Origin of the sequence: Ideonella aquatica, assembly GCF_018069755.1 — a bacterium.
In the GTDB taxonomy this organism is placed as follows: Bacteria; Pseudomonadota; Gammaproteobacteria; order Burkholderiales; family Burkholderiaceae_C; genus Ideonella; species Ideonella aquatica.
This window is the reverse complement of the sequence record NZ_JAGQDE010000001.1, coordinates 145,267-168,298: the sequence shown is the minus strand read 5'-3', so window position 1 is coordinate 168,298 and position 23,032 is coordinate 145,267. Positions and strand designations below refer to the sequence as shown.

Here is a 23,032-nt window from a genome sequence, read left to right as displayed (position 1 = left end):
CTTGGCGCACCTGCCCATCACGCCTCCCAGCCATGTCCGTCCAGAGCTCAGCACTGTCGCCTGTCCGCGCCCTCGTCGCGGGCCTGCTGTGGGTCAGCGCTGGCACAGCACTGGGCGCCGGCCTGACGGCGCCAGCCGGCGCGGCTGACAGCGTGCTGGTGTTGTCGGCAGCCCCGGTGGAGGGACCTGATGGCCTGCGCCTGTCCCTGCTGGCGGTCGAGGACCACCGCTGCCCGGTGGGCATCGCCTGTCTCTGGGCCGGCTATGCAGTGCTCAGCATCGGGGTGACGCAGGCCGGCATGGGCGCGGAGATTCGACTGCACACACCGCCCGGCTTGCCGGAGCTCCCCAGCAACGCCGAGTTCCAGGGCTACCGGTTCTCGCTGCTGGCCCTGGAGCCCGCCCACCCGAGTGCGTCCGCCCAGATCCTGTCGGACTACCGCGCCACGGTGCGCGTGCAGCGCCCTTGACGCCCGGAATACAGCCTTGCCCGCGACGCTCTGATGACTTCTGCCGTGCTGCGCGCTGTCGCCCTGCCCCTGGCCGCCTGGCTGCTCGCCGGTCCGGCGCTGGCAGCCACTGGCACCCCGGTGGTCCTGCACGCCCTCATCGACCTGACCGATCACGTCACGAGCCCACTGGGTTCCAGCCAGTTGAAGGCGCATCTGCACCTGCGCACGCCCATGACGCGGCAGGGCCCCGCGGGTCCGAGGGCGGTCTACCAGCAGGACCCGTCTGCCCGCAGCAGCTTCGAGGGCAGCGTGCAGGGCGAAGCAACCACGCAGGTGAGTGGCGACGGCGTCAGCATGCAGGAGACCTTGTCCATGCGCGCCGAATGGCCCACAGCCCGAACGCCGGGGCAGCCGCTCGTGGCCCACATCGTCGCACCCGGGGACTATGCGCTCGGCGAGGGGCTGGTCGCAGCGATCAAGCTGGAGCTGCCCATCCACGGGGTCTGGCAGCAGCGCCTGAACGGACAGCTCCAGCAGAACATTCACAGCAGCACGATCCTGCTGCCGGGCTGTTCACTGAACTCGACCACGCAGGCGGGTTGCCGTTGGGAGTTGACGCTGACGCCGCCCTCCACCCAGGTGCGCGACCCCCTGCTGCGCCGGAACGCGCAGGCGCAGGAAGTGCTCGCTCAGCAGCAAGCCGTCGAGGGCAACCCGGATGCTCGCGGCAGGCTGCTGGCCCTGGGGTCCGTGCTGGCCGTGCCCACCCGGTGGCTCGACAACGGTCACCTGCTGCTGGCCGCTGACCGGGCATGGTCGAGCTCCGAGGATGGCTCGCGCATGGCGCGGCACCTCACGCTGACCGTGTGGTCCGCCAACCCCGGTGACGAGGCGATCCCGGCCTCACGTTGATGGCCCCGCCAGCGGCAGCCGCAGCGTGAACACCGCGCCGCCCTCAGGGTGGTTGTCGGCACTGAGCGAGCCGCCGTGCTGCTCGACGATGCCGTAGCTGATCGACAGGCCCAGGCCGGTGCCCTTGCCCACCGGCTTGGTGGTGAAAAAGGGATCGAAGATGCGGTGCAAATGCTCGGGCGCGATGCCCGGGCCGTTGTCGCGCAGACGCAGCACGGCCTGGCCGTCCTCGCGCTGCAGTGAGGCACGCAGGCCTGGCACCACGCCGCTGCGGCTGCTGGCCGCGTCGTAGGCGTTCTGCACCAGGTTCATCACCACCTGCAGCAACTGGCCCGGGCTGCCCATCACGCTGCAGGGCTCGCCGCCCGGCCAGTCGACCTGGAAGACCGGCGCCGTGCCCTTGCGCACCCAGTGGATGGCACGCTCGACGACACCGCCGAGGTCGACCTCGACACGCTCCTCGCGGTCCACCGCCGAGAAGCGCTTGAGGCCGTTGACGATGTCGGCGGTGCGGTGTGCGCCCTCCAGCATGCCCTCCATCAACGAGGGCAGATCGGCCAGCACGTGGTCGATGCGCAGCTGCGCGCGCAGCTCGTCCTGCTGCTCGCGGCTGGCGCCGCCATGGATGGCACCCAGGTACTGGCGCAGGCGCTCGCTGTAGCGGCGCATGGCGTGGACATTGCCCAGCACGAAGCTGATCGGGTTGTTCAGCTCGTGCGCCACGCCGGCCACCAGCCGGCCCAGCGAGGCCATCTTCTCGGAATGCAGCAGCTGCTGCTGGGTGCGCTTGAGCGCCTCGTGGGCCTCGCGCAACTGGTGGTAGGCGCGCTTGAGCTCGCCCATCGGCCGGCCGACAAAGACCAGGCCGACCCGCCGGCCATCGGCATCCAGGCGCGGCGAGCAGTTGAAGTCCACCGGCACACGCTGGCCGGCCTCGCCCTGCAGCTCGACCTCGACCACCGTGCCGCCGCGCTGCAGCGCCGGCGTCTCCAGCACGTGGCGGATGCGCGCGGCGCTGGCATCGTCGGCCATCAGCGCGGCCAGCGCGCTGCCGCGCAGCTGGGCCTCGCTGCGGCCCACCAGCTCGCACAGCGCGGCATTGGTTTCCTCGATCTGGCCGGCTTCGTTGCAGGCGGCCAGCACGTCGCTCATGGCCGACAGCAGGCTGAAGATGAACTGCTGGCTGCGCTCGAGCTCGGTGTTCTTCTGCTCCAGCGCAATCTCGTCGGCCACCAGCTGCGAGTAGACCTCGTCCATCTTCTGGATCACATCCAGCCAGGTGGACTCGTCCACGCCTTCGAGTTCGGGCGGCGCCATCGGCACGCGCAGGGCCTGGCCGGCGTGGGTGGGCGGATGTAGGTCGTCGTGCATGCCGGCCAAGCTCATTCAAGGTGGCCCTGCTGCTGCAGCAGGACCAGGACGCCATCGTAGTCGAAGCGGGTGGCCAGGTCGCGCAGTGCATCGGCCAGCGGGCGGCCCAGCGCAGCCGCCAGGGCCGGGTGGTGGGCGCTGGCCCAGGAGGAGGCCGCCAGCTCGCCTTGGCGCAGCAGGGGCAGCCAGTCGGCCAGCAGCTGATCAACCGGCTGCGCGGGGGGCAGCGCCGCCGCCGGCTCGTCGTCGGCACTGCGCTGCAAGGCCTGCGCCAGCGCGTTCAGCAGCCCCTCCAGCCGGGCCACGGCCACGGGGGCCTGGGCCGACGGGTCCTTCTCGGCGCTGCGCAGCGCCTGAGCCAAGGCCATGGCGCCGACGGCACCGGCCGCACCGCGCAGCCCGTGCACCGTGCGCCGCCACAGCGGATCATCGGGCGGCAGTGTGCGCAAGGTCTGGGCATCGGCGCCATGGGTGCGCGCGAAGATCGACAGCACCTCGCGGTAGCGTCGGGCGTCGCCGTTGACCAGGCGCAGACCGCGCTGCACGTCCAGCAGGGTGTCACCGGCCAGCGGCACCAGCCACTCTGGCGGGGCAGACCCCGATGGCGCTGACGCGACCGCGGGCGAGTGCCCCTCGTCGGGCAACCAGGTCAGCACCGCTTCGTAGAGCTGATCAGGGTCGATCGGCTTGCCAATGAAGCCGTTCATGCCGGCCCGCGCGCTCTCACGCTGGTCGTGGTCGTAGGCATTGGCGCTCAGTGCAACGATCGGCAGCGCGCCCAAGCCCGGCAGGCGGCGGATCTCGCGCGTCGCACTGTAGCCGTCCATCACCGGCATCTGCAGGTCCATCAGGACCAGGTCCACCGGCTGGGTCTGCACCTGCTGCACGGCCTGGGCACCATCGACGGCGGTGATCACCTGCAGACCGACGCTGGCCAACAGTTCGCGCAGCACCTCCAGGCTGACGGCGTTGTCGTCGACCAGCAGCACCCGCGCCGGCATACGGCGCGCGCGCAGGCGGTCGGCCGGCGGTGCCACCTGGCGCGCGGGCACCGCTGGCACCGGCCGTCCCTGCTCGACCCAGGCGGTGAACCAGAAGCGGCTGCCGGCGCCCAGTTGGCTCTCGGCGCCGGCATCACCGCCCATCAGGCCCGCCAGGCGGCGCGTGATGACCAGGCCCAGGCCGGTGCCGCCATGGCGCCGGGTGGTGGACGCATCACCCTGTTCAAAGGGCGTGAACAGGCGCGACAGGCTGTCCTCGCTCAGACCGATGCCGGTGTCCTCGACCTCGAAGCGCAGCAGGCGCCGATCGCCGTCCTCGCGCACCACACCGGCCCGCAGCGCGATGTGGCCCCGCTCGGTGAACTTGACCGCATTGGCGGCGTAGTTGAGCAGCGCCTGGCGCAGGCGCACCGCATCGCCGCGCAGCCATTGCCCGGGCGGCTGCAGCTCGACATGCACGCGCAGGCCCCGCTCACCGGCCTGCGCGGCGATCTGGCCCCGGACGTCGTCGACCAGGGTGTCGAGCAGGAAGTCGGTGGGCTCCAGGTCCAGGCGGTCGGCCTCGATCTTGGACAGGTCAAGCACGTCATTGAGGATCACCAGCAGATGCTGGGCCGCCAGCTCGATGCGGCCCAGCCGCTCGGCCTGCTGATCGGTGGGGTGGGCGTCGCGCAGCAGCCGTACCAGGCCGGTGATGGCGTTGAGCGGCGTGCGGATCTCGTGGCTCATGTTGGCCAGGAAGGCGCTCTTGGCCCGGTTGGCACTCTCGGCGCGCTCGCGCGCCTCGGCCAGCTCGGCGGTGCGCTCGGCCACGCGGACTTCCAGGCCGGCACGGTAGTGCTCCAGCTCGTCGACCATGCGCTGGCGCTCGGTCACATCGCGCGCGATGCCAAAGCTGCCGAAGACGCCGCCGCGCTCGTCGCGCAGCGGGCCACGGGTGAGCTGGAACAGCCGCGGGCCCTGCACCGTGTCCAGGCGCTGCTCGACATGCTGCACCTCGCCACCGGCCAGCACCTGCTGGCCGCTGCGCATCAGCTGCTGCGCCTGCTGCGGCGGGAAGACCACACGCTCGTCACGCCCCAGCACCTGGTCGGCGCTGCGCCCGGTCAGCCGCTCGGCGGCGCCGTTGAACAGCACGAAACGCCCCTGGATATCCTGGGCGATGACCAGGTCGTCGGTGCTGTCTGCCAAGGCCTTGAGCACGCGCAGCGATTCGATCTGGCGCTGCTGGCGCGCGCCGGCCTGGCGTGCGGCCTGCAGCTGGCGCCGCTGCTGGCGCTGCCAGTGCAGCGCACTCACCAGGGCCAGGCCGAAGACGCCAGCCATCACGTTCCAGGCCAGGTCGCCAGCCAAGGTGTCCAGGAATTCCGCGTGCGAGACCTGGGCCACCAGCAGCCAGTCGGTGTGACCCACCGGCTGGCCCACGCCCATCACCGACCGACCGCTCCCATCCGTACCCCGCAGCAGCTCGCCCTGGCGCTGCGGCGCGGCCAGCAACTGCACCGACAGCGCCTGCGGCAGCTCGCTGGCCTGGATCGAGGTGGGCGCACCGCTGCTGTCGGCTCCCGAGCGTGCGATGTAGAGCACGCCGCCCGACAAGGGCCGGAACAACACCGACTCGCCGCTGGTGGTGGGCGCCGGCCAGCCTGACAGCAACTGCTGAAGCTGGCGCGCAGGTCGGGCCCGCATCAACAGCAGCGGGGCGCCGTGGTCCAGCGGGGCCGCCAGGTCCAGCAAGGGCTGGCCGCTGCCCTCGGTCGAGGTGGACAGCAGCGAGGCCTCGCCGCGGGCGATCACCGCGCGCACCTGGTCCGCGCGCGGCAGCGGCTGCAGCAGTGCCGGCGGCCCCCAGCCGACCAGCAGCCGGCCGTCGGCCGCCAGCAGCATCGCCGCGTCGAAGCCCTGGCCGTCAGCCAGCGTGGCGAGCTGGGCGCGCAGCGGCTCGAGCGAGGCGCTGTCGCCCCCGGTGGCTGCCAGGCGCGGGTCCTGCGCCAGCAGGCGCCCGGCCAGCCCCAGGCCGCGCAGACGCTCGGTCAGCCAGTCATGCACCTGCGCCGACTTGGCGTCGGCAATCGCCTGCAGCCGCGCGGTCTCGGTGCGGCGGTGCTGGGCAAAGGTGGCGGCCACGCCCAGCGCCGTGAGCAGCAGCACGCCAGCCCACCAGCCCCAGGGCGCGCGCGCCCCGCCCGCCACCTCGTCAGTGGGCGCCAGCAGCGACTGGCGCTGCCACCACAGCACACCCAGCGCCAGCACCAGGCCGGCGCCGATGCGGGCCAGCGTGGCCAGTCCGGCCGCGGGCGCCCACTGCATCAGCAGCCGCTCCGACAAGGCCACCCACAGGCCAGCGGCCAGCAGCAGCGGCACCAGGCGCCGCAGCGTGGCCTGGCGCCGGACAGGGGCGGTGGCGCTGTCCACAGCCGTTCATCCAGCCGGAAGACCGTGGCTGCGCGCCACGTCGACGAAGTCCTCGAAGCTCTCGCAGAAGGCGTCGACCACATCCGGGTCGAACTGCGTGCCCCGGCCATCGACGATGGCCTGGCGCGCGCGCTCGACATCGAAGGGCCGCTTGTAGACGCGCGGCGAGACCAGCGAGTCGAAGACATCGGCCACCGCCATCAGCCGTGCTGACAGCGGGATGGCCTCGCCCACCAGGCCGTCCGGGTAGCCCTGGCCATCCCAGTGCTCGTGGTGCCAGCGCGCGATCTGCCGCGCGATCTGCAGGAAGGGCACCGGCTGGTCAATGTCGCGCTCGGCCTGCTCGATCGCGTCGGCACCCAGCTGGGCATGGGTCTTCATGACTTCCCACTCATCGGCATCCAGCGCCGCACGCTTGAGCAGGATGTGGTCGGGTATGCCCACCTTGCCGATGTCGTGCAGCGGGGCCGAGCGCACCAATTGCTCGATCATCGCCTCGTCCAGCACCGCAGCATGGCGCGGATGGCGGGCCAGGCGGCGCGCCAGCAGGCCCATGTAGGACTGGGTGCGCAGGATGTGGTTGCCGGTTTCGGGGTCGCGCGTCTCGGCCAGGTGGGCCAGGGCGCGGATGGTGACGCGCTGGATGCGGTCGTTGTCCTCCATGCGCCGGCGCACCTCGGCCTCCAGCAGCGCGTTCTGGTTGGCCAGCACGTCGCGCGCGCGCTTGGCCTGCAGCTGGTTGCGCACCCGGGCCAGCACCAGGGCCGGGCGGATCGGCTTGGTCAGGTAGTCCTCGGCGCCCTGCAGCAGGCCGTATTCCTCGTCGCCCGGGTCACCACGCGCAGTCAGGAACAGGACCGGCAGCGAGGCCGTGCGCGCGTCGGCGCGCAGGCGCCGCAGCACCTCGTAGCCGTCCATGCCGGGCATGGTGACGTCCAGCAGGATCAGGTCGGGCGGCGGCGGACCCAGGGCCAGACGCAGCGCCACCGCGCCACCATTGGCCACCTGGACCTGGTAGCCCTCGTGCTGCAACAGCTCGCCCAGCACCGCGAGGTTCTCGGGTACATCATCGACGATCAGGATGCGGGCGCTGGGCAGGCCGGTCGGGGGCACAAAAGTCGGGGGTAATGCCGTGGGGCAGAGCCTACCCGAAGTTCAGTGCACCGTGCACACCATGCAGGGGTCGAACGAGCGGACGATGTGCTGCACTGCCACCGGGGCGCTCTCGCCCTCGCGCACCGGCAGGCCCACCAGGGCAGCCTCAAGCGCGCCGGGCAGACCCTGGGCATCGCGCGGCGAGAAGTTCCAGCTGGTGGGCGCGACGATCTGATACGAGGCCAGGCGGCCCTGCTCGACCCGCAGCCAATGGCCCAGCGTGCCGCGTGCGGCCTCGGTGTGGCCGCTGCCCTGCCCCTCGCTGGGCAGCGTGTGCACGGTGTGGAAGGGCTCGCGCGGACGCAGGCCGGTGAGCCAGTCTTCCATCCGGGGCAGCACGCGCGCGATCTCCAGCAGGCGCGCCAGCACCCGCGCCTGCACGCTGGATCCAGCGCGGGCCACCAGCGCGCGCACCAGCGGCTGCCCGTCGGCCAGCTGGCGGGCCATGGCGCCGGTCTCCAGCACCCGCCCGCCCAGGCGCGGCGCCTTGTTCCAGCTGTAGGCCTGCGGCTTGTCGGCCTGCGGCTGGGTCAGGCCCTGCCAGGGATGGCGCGGACCGCCCTCGTCAGCCAGCCAGGCATGGTGGGCGTCCTCGCGCACCTGGTCCAGGTCCACCGCGGACAGGCAGGCCGCGGAGGCGTCCCACAGCCCCGGTGCCAAGGCAGGGCGGCCCTCGATCGGGTAGGCGCCGACGCTCAGACTCAGCCCCGGGCCCGGACCCAGGCGGTCCAGGCCCAGGTCGGCGGCAATGGCAAGGAACAGGCGCAGATCGCCCTGGCCGGGCGCGGCGTCGACCCAGGCGGCCAGCGCGGCCTCACTGTCCAGCGCCGCCACCGCCTCCAGCGTGTCGCCAAACAGCTGCTGCTCCAGGAACTGGCGAAACTCGCGCACCCAGCCCAGCAGGCGCAGCCGCTCGCTGGCTTCCACCGGGCGCGAGCTGCCGCCGGGCAGCACGCTCTGGGTGTGCGGCCACTTGCCGCCCAGCAGGCCCATCAGGCGGAACCAGCGCTGGCGCGCCTGCACCGCAGCGCGCGCGTGCTCGCCACCGCCTGAGCCGTCCAGCGCGGCGAAGCGCCGCTGGGCCTCGGCGAACCAGGCGCGGCCGGCGTAGTCGGCGCGCGTGAAGTCGGGCATGAAGAAGAGGTAGAAGTGCGCCAGGTGGTCGGCCAGGTTCTCGCAGGCCAGCATCAGGTTGATCACCCGCTCACCATTGGGCGGTGGCTGCACGCCGGCCAGGTCGGCCAGGGCCCGCGCGGACGCCACCGACTGCGACACCGAGCAGATGCCGCAGATGCGCGGCACGATGACCAGCGCATCCAGCGGGTCGCGACCCGGCAGCATCTGCTCGAAGCCGCGGTACATGGTGGCGGTGACACGGGCGGCCCGGACCACGCCGTCGGCCATCTCCAGCGTCACCTCCAGGTCGCCCTCGACCCGGTTGAACGGGCCCAGCTGCAGCTGGCGCGGCGCGCTCATTTGAGCCGCGTGCGCCGCGCCACCGGCGGCACGACGATGTGGTCGGCGGTGGCGTTGTGCTTGACCCGTTTGGGCGTGGCACTCTTGGACAAGGACGCCAGCGCCACGAACCAGGCCTTGGGCATGTCGGTGGGCAGACCGATCGGGATGCCGGCCAGCTTGGGGGTGGCATGGAAGGCGTGTCCCGGGTCCTGGAAGCCTGGCTCGGTGCAGCTGATGCAGGCGTAGCCACCGCGGGTGCAGCTGCCCTCGCCGTTCCACAGCCGGATGTTGCAGTCGGCATGGGCCTGCGTGCCCTTGCAGCCCATGTGCTCCATCATGCAGCCCAGGTCCGAGGGCTTGGCGGCACTGGCCTTGAACTCGTAATACTCGTTGCGGGTGCAGCCGTGGTGCACCAGTTGGTCGGCATAGAAGCGCGGGCGCTGCAGGCTGTCCAGGTCATCCGGCCCCAGCAGCCCGGCGGCCAGTGCTGACAGCGTGTCGGTCACCCAGCCCGGGTGGGTGGGACAACCCGCCACGTTGACCACCGGCAGGCCAGCGCGGGCACGGAAGGCCGCACCGAGCAGGCCGCCGGGCCGGTCATCCTCGAACTGCAGGCCACAGGCCTCGGTGGGGTTGGGCCCGGCGGCGCTGACGCCGCCAAAGGCCGCGCAACTGCCCACCGCCACCACATGGCGCGCCACGCCGGCCAGGCGCTCGACCCAGTGGGTCATCGGCAAGCCGGTGCCGGCCAGCAGATGGAAGCGGCCTGTGCCCTGCGGGCCGCGCAGCAACGCGCCCTCCAGACACAGCACGTCCAGCGCCACGCGAGCGTTCAGGCAATCGTCCAGCACGCCCAGCGCGTCAACGCCGCTGGCCAGCGACAGCGACGGATGCCACAGCAGGTTCAGCCCGGCCTGGCGCCACCAGCCGGGAAAATCGGCGACGTCGGCGTTCAGCAGCGACATGCTGCAGCCACCGCAGCCGCCGCTCTGCAGCCACAGGACGTTCAGACCCATTGTGCGCTCCTGACCATGCTCGCCGCCATGCTACCTTTGGCGGATTCGTCCCCGTGCCCCTTGTGCCCATGTCCGAGCCCGCCGCCATCGACCCGACGATCGAACATCACTGGCGCGAGGTGATCGCAGCCACCTCGCCCGAGGCGCGCGCGCTGCTCTCGGGCACCGCCTCGGCCGCGGCCCCGGTGCTGGCGCGCCACTTCTACGACGGCATGATGGCCGACCCGCTGGCCCGGGGCTACCTGGACCACGCCGTGGTCGACCAGCGGCTGCGCCCGTCGATGGAGCGCTGGGTGCGCGAGCTGGCCAGCAGCTGGGACGCCGACCAGGTGCGCCAGCAGATCGCGGTGCAGCGCCACGTGGGTCTGGTCCATGCGCGCATCCGCCTGCGCGTGGACCTGGTGATGCGCGGGGCACGTCTGCTGAAGCGGTCGCTCACCCAGCTGTTGCTGGACAGTGAGGTGGCGACGCTGGCCGTGCGGGTCGAGGCCGCGCACACCGGCCAGGCGCTGCTGGACCTGGCCATCGAGGTGATGTCGGCGCAGTATGTGGACGCCCATGACATGGCCACCCGCACCGACGAGGCCTACCGCGGCTTTGCCAGCAGCCTGAACATGTCGCTCGAGCGCGAGCGCCAGCGCAGCGCGCTGCTCGACTGGGAGAACCGTTTGCTGCAGGAGGTGATGACAGCGCCAGCCGGGCTGGAGCTCTCGCCGCTGGGCCAGTCCTCGTTCGGCCTGTGGGTGCGGCACAAGGCGCCAGCCATCTTCGCGCAGGCGGGCGAGCTGGCCGCGCTGAACGACTGCATCGCCCACGTCGACTCCGCCCTGCTGCCGCTGTGCCAGCGTGAGATCAGCGCGGGCGGCGAGGAGCTGCGCCGCCGTCTGCGCGCCGTGCTGGGCGAGGTGGGCCAGGCTCGCTACCTGATCGGCACGCTGTTCGATCGCCTGGTCGACCTGGAAGCCGGCCGTGACGCACTGACCCAGCTGCTCAACCGCCGTTTCCTGCCGGCGGTGCTGGGCCGAGAGGTGGAGCTGAGCCGGCGCGGCGGCCCGAGCTTTGCGGTGCTGATGGTTGACGTCGACCACTTCAAGGACATCAACGACCGCCACGGCCACGAGGCCGGCGACCGGGTGCTGCAGCACCTGGCGAGCGTGCTGGTGGCCTGCGTGCGCAGCGGCGACTCGGTGTTCCGCTATGGCGGCGAGGAGTTCCTGCTGCTGGTGGTGGAGCTCAGCGCGCTGCAGGCCTTGCAACTGGCCGAGAAGATCCGCCAGGCGGTGGCGGCGGAGTCGATTCCTCTGGCCGGTGGCAGCCGCCTGAACGCGACCATCAGCGTCGGCGTGGCGGTGCATGACGGACATCCGGACTACCAGCGCCTGATCGAGCAGGCCGACCGCGCGCTCTACCGCGCCAAGGCCGAGGGCCGCAACCGCTGCGTGCTGGCCGGCGGCTGATCACGACCGGTCCTCCAGACCCAGCCGCTGCAGCTTGGCGCGCAGGCCCACGCGGGACAGGCCCAGCTCGGACGCCACCCGGGTCTTGTTCCAGCGGTGGCGCTCCAAGGCCTCGCGCAGCACCATCGCTTCGACCGCGTCCAGTCGCTCCTGCAGCGTGCCACTGGCGGGCAGGCCTGCGGGAGCGCCGACCGCGGCGGCGGTCATCGCACTGCGGCCCTGGCGCAGGTTCAGCGACAGGCAATCAGGTCCCAGCATCTCGCCGTCGGCCAGGGCCACGGCGCGGGCGATCTCGTTGCGCAGCTCGCGGATGTTGCCGGGCCAGTCATAGGACACCAGGCAGCGCAGGCAGCCGTCACCAAAGCGCATGCCCGGGCGGCCCAGCTCCTGCGCCACCAGCGCGAGCAGATGCTGGGCGATCGGCAGGATGTCGCCGCGGCGCTCGCGCAGCCCGGGCATGTGCAGTGTGGCGCCGGCGATGCGGTAGTACAGGTCCTCGCGGAAACGGCCGGCGCGCACCTCCTCGTCCAGGCGGCGGTGGCTGGCAGCCACCACCCGCACATCCACCGGGACCGGACGGGTCGAGCCCACCGGCCGCAGCTCGCCCTCTTGCAGCACGCGCAGCAGCTTGACCTGGAAGGCGGGCGAGGTCTCGCCGATCTCGTCCAGGAAGACCGTGCCGCCGTGGGCGCGCTGGAACAGGCCCACATGGTCCTCGAAGGCGCCAGTGAAAGCACCGCGCTTGTGGCCGAAGAGCTCGCTCTCGAGCAGGGTGTCCGGAATGGCAGCGCAGTTCTCCAGCACGAAGGGGCCGTCGGCACGCGGGCTGGCGTAGTGGATGGCGCGCGCCAGCAGCTCCTTGCCGGTGCCCGATTCGCCGCCGATCAGCACCGGCAGGTCGTAGCGGGCCAGCTTGGCCGCGGTGGCGCAGACGCCGTCCATCGGGCTGCCCGGGGCACGCACGATGCGCTCGAAATCGAAGGCCGCGCGGGCCTCGCCCAGGCGCTGCTGGCGGCGCGCGCGCAGCAGCGGTGCGCCGCTGCGCAGGTCCAGCTCCAGCCGGCTCAGACCCTGCTGCAGCAGCCGGGCCTCGACCGCGGTGCGCACTGTCTGCAGCAGGTGGTCGGGCACCCAGGGCTTGAGGATGTACTGGTAGATGCCGGCCTCGTTGATGCCGGCGATGATGTCCTCGCTGTCGGTGTAGCCGCTGATGACGATGCGCACCGTGTCCGGCCAGCGCTCGCGCACTTCCTTCAGAAACTCGACACCGGTCTGCCCCGGCATGCGCTGGTCGCACAGGATGACCGCCACCTCCTGGCGGGCCAGCAGATCGCGCGCGGCCTCGGCCGACTCGGCGGTGAGGATGCCGAAGTCCTCGTCCAGCGTGCGGCGCATGGCGTCGAGCGAGCGCACCTCGTCGTCGACCAGCAGCACGGTGGGCAGGTCGGCCGGGCCGGGGCGCAAGGGGTCGGGGGCGTTCATCGGTGCAGGGCCAGGTGGCGCGGCGTCCAGGCGTGCGCCACGCGGTGCACGAAGTGGTGCCGGGCCACGTGGTAGCTGGGGTCGAAGCCGTAGAAGTTGCGGCGCATGCGTTGCAGTTCGTCGGCGCGGTAGGCGGCCAGCGGGCGCTGGGCCTCGTCGGCGGCACGTTGAGCGGCCTTGGATGCGAGTCTAGCGGTCAGGCCGGGATCCTGCGCCAGCGATTGAGCGGCCGCCGGGGCCAGACGGTCAAAAGCCGCAGCATCCTCGCCCAGCACCGCGTCCATGAGCCCCAGGCGGCGCGCCTCGGCGGCGCCGATCGGCAGGCGGCCCTGGGTGATCTGGCGGGCGCGCTCGGGCCCCACCCGGCGCGGCAGCGTGTAGGTCCAGTATTCGCTGCCGTAGAGGTTGCCCATGTTCTTGTAGTGCGGGTTCAGCACCACACCGTCATGGGCCCAGACCTCGTCGGCCGCCAGCGCCAGGAAGCAGCCGCCGGCACCGGCATTGCCGCGCAGCGCCGCCACGGTCAGGCAGTCGGTTCGGGTGATCAATTCCAGGCAGACGTCGTCCATGGCCTCGATGTTGCGCATCGACGCGTCGGCGGCGCTGTCGCCGGGCTGCTCGGCGGCGTGTTCGATCTCGTGCAGGTGGATGCCATTGCTGAAGAAGTCGGGGCCACCGGCCAGCACCAGCACCGCCAGGGGTCGCTGGCGCAGGTCCTGCAGCGCCTGCTGCAGCCGGCGGCAGGCGCGGGTGCCCATGGCGCCGTTGTGGAACGCGAAGCGCAACCAGCCGACGCGGGCACCGGGCGAGCCGGTCTCGGTGTAGTGCAGTTCGTCGTACTCGTCCTGCGGGCGTTGCAGAGGCACCGGACGCTCGGGCACTGCAGCGGCCAGCGCAGGCAGGGCCAGCGTGGCGGGCAGCTTCAGCCCCTGCTCGCCACGGCGCAGCGCGCCCACCCAGACCGCGCCATCGCGGGTGCGCAGCAGCAGCGCCGGGCCGCGGCGCGCCAGCACGGTGCCGGGCGCGGCGCGCTCGCCATCGGCCAGCGCCTCGGGCGTGGCGGGGTGCAGGTCAAAGAGGCGCAGCGCCTCGCCCGCCACGGTCGCCAGAGCGCCGGGAGCGCTGTCGGCAGCGCGGGCGGTGCGCAGCACGGTGGTGGTGTCGTCGCGCGCCCAGTCGATGAGGCGCTGCGCGCGCCGGAAGGCGTCCTGCCAGGTGCCCTCGCGCGGCACGGCCGGGGGCGGCTGCTGCCAGCGGTCCAGCGCCGCCATCACCGCCGCGGTGGCCGCCGCGTTGACCTCATGGCGGTACAGGCTGGCCTTGGTGGCGGCGCGCATTTCGAAAGCCGCATGGCCCTGCACCGGGCCGCTGTCGAAACCGCCATCGGCCTGCAGCACCGTCACGCCCCAGCGCGGCAGGCCGCGCGCCACCGCCCAGTCCAGTGCGTTCGGGCCGCCATCGCCGGGCGGGCCGGGATGCACCACCCAGCAGGGCACGGCGCGCCAGACCGATGCCGGGATGCGCCGCTTCAGGAAGGGCGCGATCAGCAGATCGGGCCGCGCCAGACGCACTGCCTCATCGGTGACGCTGTCGGCGATGTCCAGCTCCACCGTCACCCAGTGCCCCGCCTCGCGCAGCGCCGTGTGCAGGCGCTGGCTGAGGCCATTGAAGGCGTGGCAGAGCAGCAGGATGCGCATCACCAGCGCAGCGGGTCGGTGGCCTCGGCGGCCTTGCGCCGGCCGAGGTGGATGGCCAGGCGCTCGGCCACCGCGGTGACGCCGTCGTTGAACTCCTGCGGACTGCGGGCGCGCAAGGCCTTCTCGGCGATGCGCGGCGCATCAGGCCCGAAGTACGGCAGCAGCAGCGCCACCAGGGCCTGGCCGGCCTGGCGGTGGCGCTGCGGGTCCAGGCCCGCGGCCACAGGTGGCGGCTCTGCAGGGCGCGGCGGCGGTGGCGGAGTGCGCGCCGGGCGCTCGGCCGAGACCGGCTCGATCAGCCCGCGCTGGCGCAGCAGCGACAGCGTGTCCGGCACGCTCTCTCCCAGGCGATCGACCAGACGCTGCACCGGCTCCTGGCCATTGACCATCACCAGCAGCGCCCGCTCGCGCGGCCCCAGGCCGGCCTGGCGCTGCACCAGCTCGGCCTGGCCGGCCGCAGTCTTGCGGTAGATGAGCTCGGCGGATCGGGACATCGCAAACTCCTGGCGCGATGGCGGGGCCGTTTCAGCAGATGCGCGGCAACGGCTCGCCGCTGAGCCAGTCGACCACACGGCGACCGCCGAAGCGGGTGGTCATCTGCACGAAGCGGTGGTCGTCGGCCTGCACGACGCCGATGCGCGCCGCACGCTGCCCCAGCGGATGGGCGTGCAGCGCGGCCAGCGCGGCCTCGGCCACCTCGGGGGCGACGATGGCCACCAGCTTGCCCTCGTTGGCGATGTACAGCGGATCCAGGCCCAGCAGTTCGCAGGCCGCGTCCACCTGGGGCAGCACCGGAATCGCTGCCTCATCGAGCAGCAGGCCCACGCCAGACTGGCGGGCGATCTCGTTGAGCGTGGTGCCCAGGCCACCGCGCGTGGGGTCACGCAGGCAGCGCACCGCACCCTCGGGCACGGCCGCCAGCAGGTCGGCCACCAGGCCGTGCAGCGCGGCGGTGTCGGAGACAATCGCGGTCTCGAACTCCAGCGACTCGCGCTGCGACAGCACCGCCACGCCATGCTCGCCAATCGTGCCCGAGACGATCACCACATCGCCCGGCCGCGCCAGCGCCCCCGACAGCCGCCGCCCCGGCGGCAGCGCGCCGACGCCGGTGGTGGCGATGAAGACGCCATCGCCCTTGCCGCGCTCGACCACCTTGGTGTCGCCGGTGACCACCGGCACGCCAGCCTGGCGAGCGGCGGCCGCCATCGAGTCGACCACGCGTTTCAGATCGGCCAGCGCAAAGCCCTCTTCCAGGATGAAGCTGGCCGACAGGTACAGCGGCTGTGCGCCCATCATCGCCACGTCGTTGACCGTGCCGTGCACCGACAGGGCGCCGATGTCGCCGCCGGGGAAGAACAGCGGCGAGATCACATGGCCATCGGTGGCCATGACCAGCCGGTGGCCGGGCGGCGGCGCGGGCAGTGCGGCACCGTCGTCGCCCTGGCGCAGGAACTCATTGTCGAAGGCGCGGGCAAAGACTTCTTCGATCAGCTGCATGCCGGCGCGGCCGCCGGCACCGTGGTTCATGTCGACGCAGCCCTGCCGGAGGTCCAGCGGCCGGATGTAGTCTTTCTTGGTCGTCATGTCGTTCTCAGGCGGCCACCACCGGAATGTCGCGGAAGCGGCCGTAGCTGTAGTGCGCCGCACAGGCGCCTTCGCTGGACACCATGCACGAGCCCATCGGGTTCTCGGGCGTGCAGACGGTGCCGAAGAGCTTGCAGTCGGTGGGCCGCTTGACGCCGCGCAGGATGGCGCCGCACTCGCACTGCTTGTGGTCGGGCACCGGCTGATATGTCAGGCCAAAGCGCTGCTCGGCATCGAAGGCGGCGTAGTCGGGCCGCAGCTTGAGCGCGCTGTAGGGCACCTCGCCCAGGCCGCGCCACTCGAAGCTGCTGCGCAGCTCCATCACCTCGGCCACCACGGCCTGCGCGGCCAGGTTGCCCTCGGGCGTGACGGCGCGGGTGAACTCGTTCTCCACCTCGGCACGGCCCTGGTTGACCTGGCGCACCAGCATCAGGATGGCCTGCATCACGTCCAGCGGCTCGAAGCCGGCGATCACCACCGGCTTGCGGTACTCCTCGGCGAAGTGCACATAGGGGTCAGAGCCGATGACGATGCTCACGTGGGCGGGGCCGATGAAGCCGTCGATCGGCACCGTGCCGAAGTCGCGCACCTCGGGGCTTTGCAGGATGTGGGTGATCGCGCTGGGCGTGAGCACGTGGTTGCACAGCACGCTGAAGTTGCCCACACCGGCACTGCGCGCGGTCTTCAGCACCAGCGCGGTGGGCGGCGTGGTGGTCTCGAAGCCGATGGCCAGGAACACCACCTCGCGGTCCGGGTGCTGCTGCGCCAGCTTGAGTGCGTCGGCCACCGAATAGACCATGCGCACATCGGCACCGCGCGCCTTGGCCTTCATCAGGCTCAAGGACTGACTTGCGGGCACCCGCATCACGTCGCCGTAGGTGCACAGGATCACACCGCGCTCCAGCGCCAACTGGATCGCCTGGTCGACCCGACCGATCGGCAGCACGCAGACCGGGCAGCCAGGCCCGTGGATCATGCGCACTGCGGCGGGCAGCAGCTCGGCGATGCCGTAGCGCGAGATCGCATGCGTGTGGCCGCCGCAGAACTCCATGAAGGCGTAGCGGCGATCGGGCTGCAGCTCGGCGGCGATGCGCCGGGCGATGCCCTGGGCCAGCTCGCCGTCGCGGAACTCGTCGATGTACTTCATGCCGCGGCCCCCCCCTGCTCCATCGCGGCCATCTCGGCGAACAGGGCCAGCGTGCGCTCGGCCTCCTCGGGGTCGACCAGCCCGATCGCGTGGCCGACGTGGACGATCACGTAGTCGCCCACCGCGGCGCCGGGGGTCAGTGCGATCGAGATGCTCTTGCGCACCCCGCCCAGGTCGACCTGGGCCTGGTCGGCGTCGAGCAGGGCGACCACGCGGGCCGGTAATGCGAGGCACATGGATCAGTCCTTGTGGGTCACGGTGCAGGCGGCGATCCAGGCCTGGCCCAGGGCCAGTCCGGCATCGCCGCAGGAGACATCGCGCGGCGCGGCCACCGTCAGGCCGGCGGCCTGCAGCGCCGCGGTGAGGCGGGTCTTGAGGATGCGGTTGAAGAAGCAGCCGCCGCCGAGCACCACGGTGGTGGCGCCCTGCGCGGCAGCCGCGCGTATCGCCGCGTGCGCCAGTCCGGCCACCAGCGCCAGGTGGAACATCGCGGCGCCACGGCCCTGGGCTTCACGGCGGGCGGCTTCGTCCAGGTCGGGCGCGGTCTCGTCAGCCAGTTCGGCCAGCAGCGGGCGCAGGTCCAGCGAAGGCCATGCCCCCTGCAGGCCCGGATGGGCCGCCAGGTAGGCCGTGGCGGCCTGCTCCAGCGCGATCGCCGCCTCGGCCTCGTGCTGCTGTTTCACGCTCAGGCCCAGCAGGCCGGCGGCGGCGTCGAACCAGCGCCCCGCGCCGGTGGACGGCGGGCAGTTCAGGCCGCGGTCCAGCATCTGCCGCAGCAGCCTCACCGCGCCCTCGCCCACCAGGGGCGCGTAGCGCGGCGCGATCTCATCGGCACGGCCCAGCGCGTGCAGCACGCCAGCGGCCAGGCGCCAGGGTTCGCGGGCGGCAACGTCGCCGCCCGGCAGCGCGATCTGCGGCAGATGCGCCAGGCGCTGCCAGTGCTGCGCCTGGGCGCGATCGGCCACCCGCAGTACCTCGCCCCCCCAGGCCACGCCATCGGTGCCCAGGCCCACACCGTCCAGCGCCAGGCCGATCACCGGGCCGTCGATCGCCTGCTCGGCCTGCACCACGGCGATGTGGGCGTGGTGATGCTGCACCGGCACGGCCGGCACACCCAGCTCGGCGGCCAGGCGCTGGGCCAGGTGGGTGCTGAAGAAGTCGGGGTGCAGGTCGTGGGCCACGGCGGCGATGGGGCCGTCGGCCTGCGCCAGCAATGTGCGGGCGCTGGCCTCCAGGGCCTCGCAGGCGCCGGGCTCGCCCAGATCGCCATGCAGCGGCGACCACCAGCAGGCCTCGCCCTGCAGCAGCGCTGCGCTGTTCTTCAGGTAGGCGCCCAGCGCCAGCACGGCTGCCGGCGCGGGCTGCGGCAACTGGTGCCGGCGCAGCTCAGGCATGGTCGTGATGGTGGTGGGGGTGGGCGTGGACATGCGCGGCCTCCAGCAGCCAGTCGAGCCAGGCGTCCATGCCCTGGCCGGTCTTCGCCGACACCAGCAGCACCTCGATGCCGGGATTCACGCGCTGGGCGTACTCGATGCACTGGGGCACGTCGAAGTCCAGGTGCGGCAGCAGGTCGGTCTTGTTGAGCACCATCAACTGGGCGGCGGCGAACATGTCGGGGTACTTGATCGGCTTGTCCTCGCCCTCGGTGACCGACAGGATCGCCACCTTGGCCACCTCGCCCAGGTCCCACATCGCCGGGCAGACCAGGTTGCCGACGTTCTCGATGAAGAGCAGCGGGCCGTCGTGATCATGGTGATGGTGGTGATGCTCGTGACCATGGTCGTGGTGCGCATGGCCGTGCAGGTCCAACCGGCCGAAGGCATCGGCCACCATCTGCGCATCCAGGTGACAGCCCTTGCCGGTGTTGACCTGGATGGCCGGGGCGCCGGTGGCGCGGATGCGGTCGGCGTCGTTGGAGGTCTGCTGGTCGCCCTCGATCACCGCCACCGCGCGGCCGGGGGCGCGGGCCTTGAGCGCCTCGATCGTCGCGCACAGCAGCGTGGTCTTGCCCGAGCCCGGGCTGGACACCAGGTTCCAGGCGGTCACGCCGTGCGCGGCGAAGTGCGCGCGGTTGAGCTCGGCCAGGCGCTTGTTCTCGCCCAGCACGTCGGCCTCCAGCTTGATCGCCCGCGCCTGGCTCATGCCGGGCACCGACACCCGCGCGGCGCCCGCGCCGTAATGCAGATCCCCAGTGGCCGGGTTCACGGCCACGTGGCCCTCGGTCTTCTGCGCGCCCTCACCGGCGCATCCGCACACCACACACATACTTAGGACTCCTCGTTCGTCGACGCCGTCTCGGGCGCCGGGTCGTCATGCACCCACAGGTCGACGACACGCAGCTCGGTGCCGCCGGTGGGCTGGATCTGGTAGCCGCCGCAGCGCGGGCAGGCATCGGCTCGGCTGCGAATCTCCACGGTCTGGGCACAGGGCAGGCACCAGGCGGTGCCGGCCGGCTCGTCGATGACGATCTCGGCGCCCTCCAGCACCGTGCCGGGCCGCAGCGCATCCAGGCCAAAGCGCAGCGCACGCACCTCGACGCCAGACAATGCGCCGGCCTCGAGCTGCAGCCGCGAGACGCGGGCAAAGCCCTCGCGCTGCGCGGCGTCCTCGACCAGGCGCAGCACGCCGCCGGCCAGGCTCAGTTCATGCATCGCGGATCCTCCTGGCGGCGCTGGGGCATGGCCGGATTCTGCTCCGCGCCGGGTGGCGCCACCTCGAAAGCCACACAGGGGTCGAAGGCCACGGCCAGACGGGCAGCGGCCTCGGCATCAGCCGGGTCCAGCGCGGCCAGCGATTGCGCCAGGTGGCCCTGCGGATGGACGTTCCATTCGGTCGGTGCCAGCACGCGGGCATCGGCCAGCAGCGGGCCATCGGCGCTGTCTTGCAGGCGCACGCGGTGGACCAGCAGGCCGCGCGCCATCTCCACCCAGGCCAGGCCTTCGCCCGGCGCCAGCGGCAGCGCGCCCATCGCCAGCCAATCATCACCATCGGGGCCGGCCAGGCGCAGGGTTTCGATCAGTCGGGCGGCCAGGCGCTCGCCCGCGCTGGCGCAGGGCAGCGCGCCGGCCTGGCGCGACCAGGGGCCGGTGTCGGGCACACGGCCCTGCCAGTGCGGGCGCATGGCAAAGCCGGGCTGGGTCATCAGCTCGGCGAGTGCCGGCAGGCAGTGCGCCGCCTCGGCCAGCAGGTCCAGCGCACCCACCGGCGTGGCCAGCGCGCGGGCCGCGCGCTGGCTGTGCAGCAGCACGGCCAGCGGCGACGCGCCCTGGGCCGCCCAGCGCCAGGGCTGATCCACCGGGTCCCCGGCCACGTCCGCCAGCCAGGCGTCCAGAGGCTGACCCAGCACTTGCGTGGCCAGCCAATTGGGCAGCGCATGCAGGCGCTGCGCATCGTCCAGGCCGGTGCGCCACAGCGGGCTGTCGCGCAGCAGCGCGGCCATCGCGTCGCCGGCGGGCGCACCCGGCAAGGTGCGCGGCCAGTCGGCGGCCAGACGCATCCACTGGTCTTTCAGCGTGGCCAGGCGATGGGCACGGCGGGCGGCGGCGTCCACCACCGGTGCCAGGCCGCCTGCGGCCTGCACCGCCGCCTGTGCCGCCCAGCGGTGAGCGTGGCCGCACAGGCTGAACAGCGCGCCCACCAGCGCCGGCAGATCGGCGGCGGGGCGGCCGGCGGCCAGGGCCGGCAGCCAGTCGCGGCGCGTGCTGTCCAGCGCCGGCTGCCGCCCGGGACACAGGCGCAGCCGGCCGGCCAGGTCAATCGCCGCGCCGATCACCGCAGCACCCCGGCCGAGCGGCCCATCAGAAAGCCCCGGCGGGAGGGCATGACACTGGCCGGTGTCGCCACCGTCGCCTCAGTGGTGGGCTGGCGCAGCTGGTGCAGCACCTCCTGCGCGGCGGCCACGGCGGCGGCCTGGTCCACAAAGTCGCCCATGGGCGAGAACAGTGACGCGGCCTCGAACACGCCCAGACCGGGCTCGATGCCACCCAGCAGGTCCAACTCGTGCTGCCCGACCCGCCGAGTGACACGCAGGCCCACGCCCGCCCAGCCATCGGCCAGGCCAGCCAGCGCATCCAGCGGGCGCAGCGGCAGACGCACCAGGTTCATGAACCACGGCGTCAGCAGGATGCCACTGAGCACGGCCGGCTCGTCGGCCTGCGGCGCCAGGCCCAGCACCTGCACCTGCAGCCGCGGGTGCAGAAAGGGCAGCCCAGCCATGCGCTCGCGCTGGATCGCACGGAAGCACTGAGCCAGCGACTCGGCCCGCCGATCCACCGCCTGCTGCGTGCTCACCCTCAGTCCCCCAGCACCATGAACTGCTCCCGGTCACCGTCGCACTGCGGGCAGCGCCAGTGGGCCGGCAGACCGGTGAAGGGCGTGCCCGGCGGCACCTGCCACTGGGCGTCGCCCTCGGCTGGATCGTAGACCCACCAGCAGATCTTGCACTCCAGGCGCGCATTCGCTGGCAGGCGGCTGGCGTCGCCCAGGTAGCTGCCCTCGAAGCGGATGTCGGGCAGGCTCACGCGCCGGCTCCGTCCACCCAGGCGAGCACCTCGGCCAGACGCTCGACCGAGTCCTGCAAGTCCTCGGGCGCGGCGCAGGCCACCTCGGGGATGGCGCACACCTCGACCGAGTTCAGGATCACCGTGTCTTGCGAGTTGTAGTACACGACCCGCCAGGTGTTGGGCACGCCCGCATTGGTGATGCGGCAGTTGCCGTAGCCGCGCGAGAGGATCAGCACGCGGCCGGTGCCGATCTGCGCGTCCATCAGGCCGATGTCCAGCGCGGACAGCGGCAGCAGGCTGAGGTTGACCACCTCGGCCGGCAGACCGGCGCGCCAGTGCTGGCGGTGCTCGGCCAGCTCGACCAGCACAGCCTGTGCGTTCGAGGCCTCGGCCGGCAGAGGCATGGCCGCCGGCGCCAGGCGCGCATCCTCGCGCGCCGCGCTGATCAGCAGCGCGGGAATCGGGCCGGCCTCGACATGGTCGATCAACACGCCGTCGCCACGGTCGCCAATGACGCGCCAGACGCCGGCGAACACCGATTCCTGCACCTGCAGCACGCCCGGGCGCGACAGGTCGCCCGGCGCCGCCAGCACCTGGGCGCTGACCTCGCCCTCGCCCAGCACCTGGTGGATCAGTGCCAGGTCGTCGGCCGACAGGCCCTGCAGCGACACCGGTGCCGCGGCCTCGCCGGCGGCCGCCTGGCGCAGCGCCGCCAGCACCGCGTGCAGGGCCTGGCGCGCGCCGTCGTGGCCGACCAGTTCCTCGGGCTCGGGCAGGCTGGGCGCTTGGTAGGTGTCCATGCCGCGCGGCATGCTCAGGTATTCCAGGCCATCGTCGACCGGCAGGCCGCCGGGCGTCTGGGCAATCACGGGGATGGGAAACGGACGGGAGGTGGTGTTCATCGCGGTGGGGCTCCGGTTCAGTGGCAGGCGGACGCGGACTGGGCGCCCATCAGCGGGATCGGCGGGCGGCTGGCCGGGGTGTCCAGCAGCGCGGCCACGCGGGCCAGGTAGTCGGTCCAGTCCATCATCCCGGACAGCGTGCCCACATACTGCCCGTCGCGCACGAAGACCAGCGAGGGCCAGCGCTGCGAGCCCCAGCGGCGCGCGATCGCATCCTCGTCGCCGCGGCGCACCACCCCCACGCCAAAGCGGCCGGGAAAGGCGCGCTGCAGCTCGGGCAGCACCACCGCCACGTCCAGGCACTCGGGGAAGCGCACCGTGTCGCCGGTGAAGAACAGCACCTGGTCGCCGGCTCGGGCGACAAAGTCGTCGTGGCTGGCGCCGTCGACCCAGGCGCAGCCGTGCAGCGTGGCCAGGCGGCGCACCAGCGGCGCCTCGCGCTCATCCAGATCGTCGGGCATCAGGGTCTCGCTCATGGTTC

The 23,032-nt window shown here is 72.3% G+C and carries 22 protein-coding genes; 3 read left to right on the top strand and 19 right to left on the bottom strand.

Annotated elements, in window-relative coordinates; all coding sequences use genetic code 11:
• Nucleotides 1–32 precede the first annotated feature (32 nt).
• Together KAK06_RS00815 and KAK06_RS00810 are read left to right on the top strand one after the other, a co-directional pair.
• Entirely contained in the window at nucleotides 33–470 is a 438-nt protein-coding gene (locus KAK06_RS00815; RefSeq protein ID WP_210799783.1) for a hypothetical protein, read from the top strand.
• A gap of 33 nt (nucleotides 471–503) precedes the next feature.
• The gene (locus KAK06_RS00810) at nucleotides 504–1,364 is read left to right on the top strand and encodes a hypothetical protein (RefSeq protein WP_210799782.1); all 861 of its coding nucleotides are present in this window, start codon (nucleotides 504–506) and stop codon (nucleotides 1,362–1,364) included.
• Here KAK06_RS00810 and KAK06_RS00805 read toward each other — a convergent pair.
• From KAK06_RS00805 to KAK06_RS00785, 5 genes are read right to left on the bottom strand one after another with little or no spacing between them, the layout of a single operon-like run.
• Nucleotides 1,356–2,735: a PAS domain-containing sensor histidine kinase gene (locus KAK06_RS00805; protein ID WP_210799781.1), complete on the bottom strand. Its 1,380-nt coding sequence runs from the start codon at nucleotides 2,733–2,735 to the stop codon at nucleotides 1,356–1,358. The genes KAK06_RS00810 and KAK06_RS00805 overlap by 9 nt on opposite strands.
• A gap of 11 nt (nucleotides 2,736–2,746) precedes the next feature.
• Nucleotides 2,747–6,151 (bottom strand): response regulator, encoded by a 3,405-nt coding sequence (locus tag KAK06_RS00800; RefSeq protein ID WP_210799780.1) that lies wholly within the window; start codon nucleotides 6,149–6,151, stop codon nucleotides 2,747–2,749.
• 6 nt (nucleotides 6,152–6,157) lie between these two features.
• On the bottom strand, nucleotides 6,158–7,264 hold the full coding sequence (locus KAK06_RS00795) for an HD-GYP domain-containing protein (RefSeq protein WP_310741006.1): 1,107 nt from the start codon (nucleotides 7,262–7,264) through the stop codon (nucleotides 6,158–6,160).
• 42 nt (nucleotides 7,265–7,306) lie between these two features.
• Nucleotides 7,307–8,782 (bottom strand): nickel-dependent hydrogenase large subunit, encoded by a 1,476-nt coding sequence (locus tag KAK06_RS00790; RefSeq protein WP_210799779.1) that lies wholly within the window; start codon nucleotides 8,780–8,782, stop codon nucleotides 7,307–7,309.
• Nucleotides 8,779–9,780: an NADH-quinone oxidoreductase subunit B family protein gene (locus tag KAK06_RS00785; RefSeq protein ID WP_210799778.1), complete on the bottom strand. Its 1,002-nt coding sequence runs from the start codon at nucleotides 9,778–9,780 to the stop codon at nucleotides 8,779–8,781. Before KAK06_RS00785 ends, KAK06_RS00790 begins: the two co-directional genes overlap by 4 nt.
• A gap of 68 nt (nucleotides 9,781–9,848) precedes the next feature.
• Between KAK06_RS00785 and KAK06_RS00780 the strand changes: the two genes are divergently transcribed.
• Nucleotides 9,849–11,237 (top strand): GGDEF domain-containing protein, encoded by a 1,389-nt coding sequence (locus tag KAK06_RS00780; RefSeq protein WP_210799777.1) that lies wholly within the window; start codon nucleotides 9,849–9,851, stop codon nucleotides 11,235–11,237.
• Here the strand turns inward: KAK06_RS00780 and KAK06_RS00775 are convergent, their stop codons facing one another.
• From KAK06_RS00775 to KAK06_RS00710, 14 genes are read right to left on the bottom strand one after another with little or no spacing between them, the layout of a single operon-like run.
• Nucleotides 11,238–12,719, bottom strand: coding sequence for a sigma-54-dependent transcriptional regulator (locus KAK06_RS00775; protein WP_210799776.1), 1,482 nt, complete (start codon nucleotides 12,717–12,719; stop codon nucleotides 11,238–11,240).
• The gene (locus KAK06_RS00770) at nucleotides 12,716–14,416 is read right to left on the bottom strand and encodes an enoyl-CoA hydratase-related protein (protein ID WP_210799775.1); all 1,701 of its coding nucleotides are present in this window, start codon (nucleotides 14,414–14,416) and stop codon (nucleotides 12,716–12,718) included. The genes KAK06_RS00775 and KAK06_RS00770 overlap by 4 nt, the downstream gene beginning before the upstream one ends.
• A complete protein-coding gene (locus tag KAK06_RS00765) occupies nucleotides 14,416–14,910 on the bottom strand; it encodes a hypothetical protein (protein WP_210799774.1) in 495 nt (164 codons plus the stop codon). Before KAK06_RS00765 ends, KAK06_RS00770 begins: the two co-directional genes overlap by 1 nt.
• Before the next feature lie 31 nt (nucleotides 14,911–14,941).
• Nucleotides 14,942–16,000, bottom strand: coding sequence for a hydrogenase expression/formation protein HypE (gene hypE / locus KAK06_RS00760; protein WP_210799773.1), 1,059 nt, complete (start codon nucleotides 15,998–16,000; stop codon nucleotides 14,942–14,944).
• A 7-nt stretch (nucleotides 16,001–16,007) separates the two neighbouring features.
• The gene (gene hypD / locus KAK06_RS00755) at nucleotides 16,008–17,147 is read right to left on the bottom strand and encodes a hydrogenase formation protein HypD (RefSeq protein ID WP_210799772.1); all 1,140 of its coding nucleotides are present in this window, start codon (nucleotides 17,145–17,147) and stop codon (nucleotides 16,008–16,010) included.
• Entirely contained in the window at nucleotides 17,144–17,383 is a 240-nt protein-coding gene (locus tag KAK06_RS00750; protein WP_210799771.1) for a HypC/HybG/HupF family hydrogenase formation chaperone, read from the bottom strand. Before KAK06_RS00750 ends, hypD begins: the two co-directional genes overlap by 4 nt.
• A gap of 3 nt (nucleotides 17,384–17,386) precedes the next feature.
• The gene (locus KAK06_RS00745) at nucleotides 17,387–18,574 is read right to left on the bottom strand and encodes a Kae1-like domain-containing protein (protein ID WP_310741005.1); all 1,188 of its coding nucleotides are present in this window, start codon (nucleotides 18,572–18,574) and stop codon (nucleotides 17,387–17,389) included.
• The gene (gene hypB, locus KAK06_RS00740; protein WP_210799770.1) at nucleotides 18,534–19,412 is read right to left on the bottom strand and encodes a hydrogenase nickel incorporation protein HypB; all 879 of its coding nucleotides are present in this window, start codon (nucleotides 19,410–19,412) and stop codon (nucleotides 18,534–18,536) included. Before hypB ends, KAK06_RS00745 begins: the two co-directional genes overlap by 41 nt.
• A 2-nt stretch (nucleotides 19,413–19,414) precedes the next feature.
• The gene (locus KAK06_RS00735; RefSeq protein WP_210799769.1) at nucleotides 19,415–19,798 is read right to left on the bottom strand and encodes a hydrogenase maturation nickel metallochaperone HypA/HybF; all 384 of its coding nucleotides are present in this window, start codon (nucleotides 19,796–19,798) and stop codon (nucleotides 19,415–19,417) included.
• Nucleotides 19,786–20,919: a hypothetical protein gene (locus tag KAK06_RS00730; RefSeq protein WP_210799768.1), complete on the bottom strand. Its 1,134-nt coding sequence runs from the start codon at nucleotides 20,917–20,919 to the stop codon at nucleotides 19,786–19,788. Before KAK06_RS00730 ends, KAK06_RS00735 begins: the two co-directional genes overlap by 13 nt.
• Entirely contained in the window at nucleotides 20,916–21,437 is a 522-nt protein-coding gene (hybE, locus tag KAK06_RS00725) for a [NiFe]-hydrogenase assembly chaperone HybE (protein WP_210799767.1), read from the bottom strand. Before hybE ends, KAK06_RS00730 begins: the two co-directional genes overlap by 4 nt.
• A 2-nt stretch (nucleotides 21,438–21,439) precedes the next feature.
• Nucleotides 21,440–21,667: a rubredoxin gene (locus KAK06_RS00720; protein ID WP_310741004.1), complete on the bottom strand. Its 228-nt coding sequence runs from the start codon at nucleotides 21,665–21,667 to the stop codon at nucleotides 21,440–21,442.
• Nucleotides 21,664–22,551 carry a hydrogenase expression/formation protein gene (locus KAK06_RS00715; protein ID WP_210799766.1) on the bottom strand — a complete coding sequence of 296 codons (888 nt, stop codon included), beginning with the start codon at nucleotides 22,549–22,551 and terminating at the stop codon, nucleotides 21,664–21,666. The genes KAK06_RS00720 and KAK06_RS00715 overlap by 4 nt, the downstream gene beginning before the upstream one ends.
• 17 nt (nucleotides 22,552–22,568) lie before the next feature.
• The gene (locus tag KAK06_RS00710) at nucleotides 22,569–23,027 is read right to left on the bottom strand and encodes a thioredoxin domain-containing protein (RefSeq protein ID WP_247652566.1); all 459 of its coding nucleotides are present in this window, start codon (nucleotides 23,025–23,027) and stop codon (nucleotides 22,569–22,571) included.
• Nucleotides 23,028–23,032: the final 5 nt, after the last annotated feature.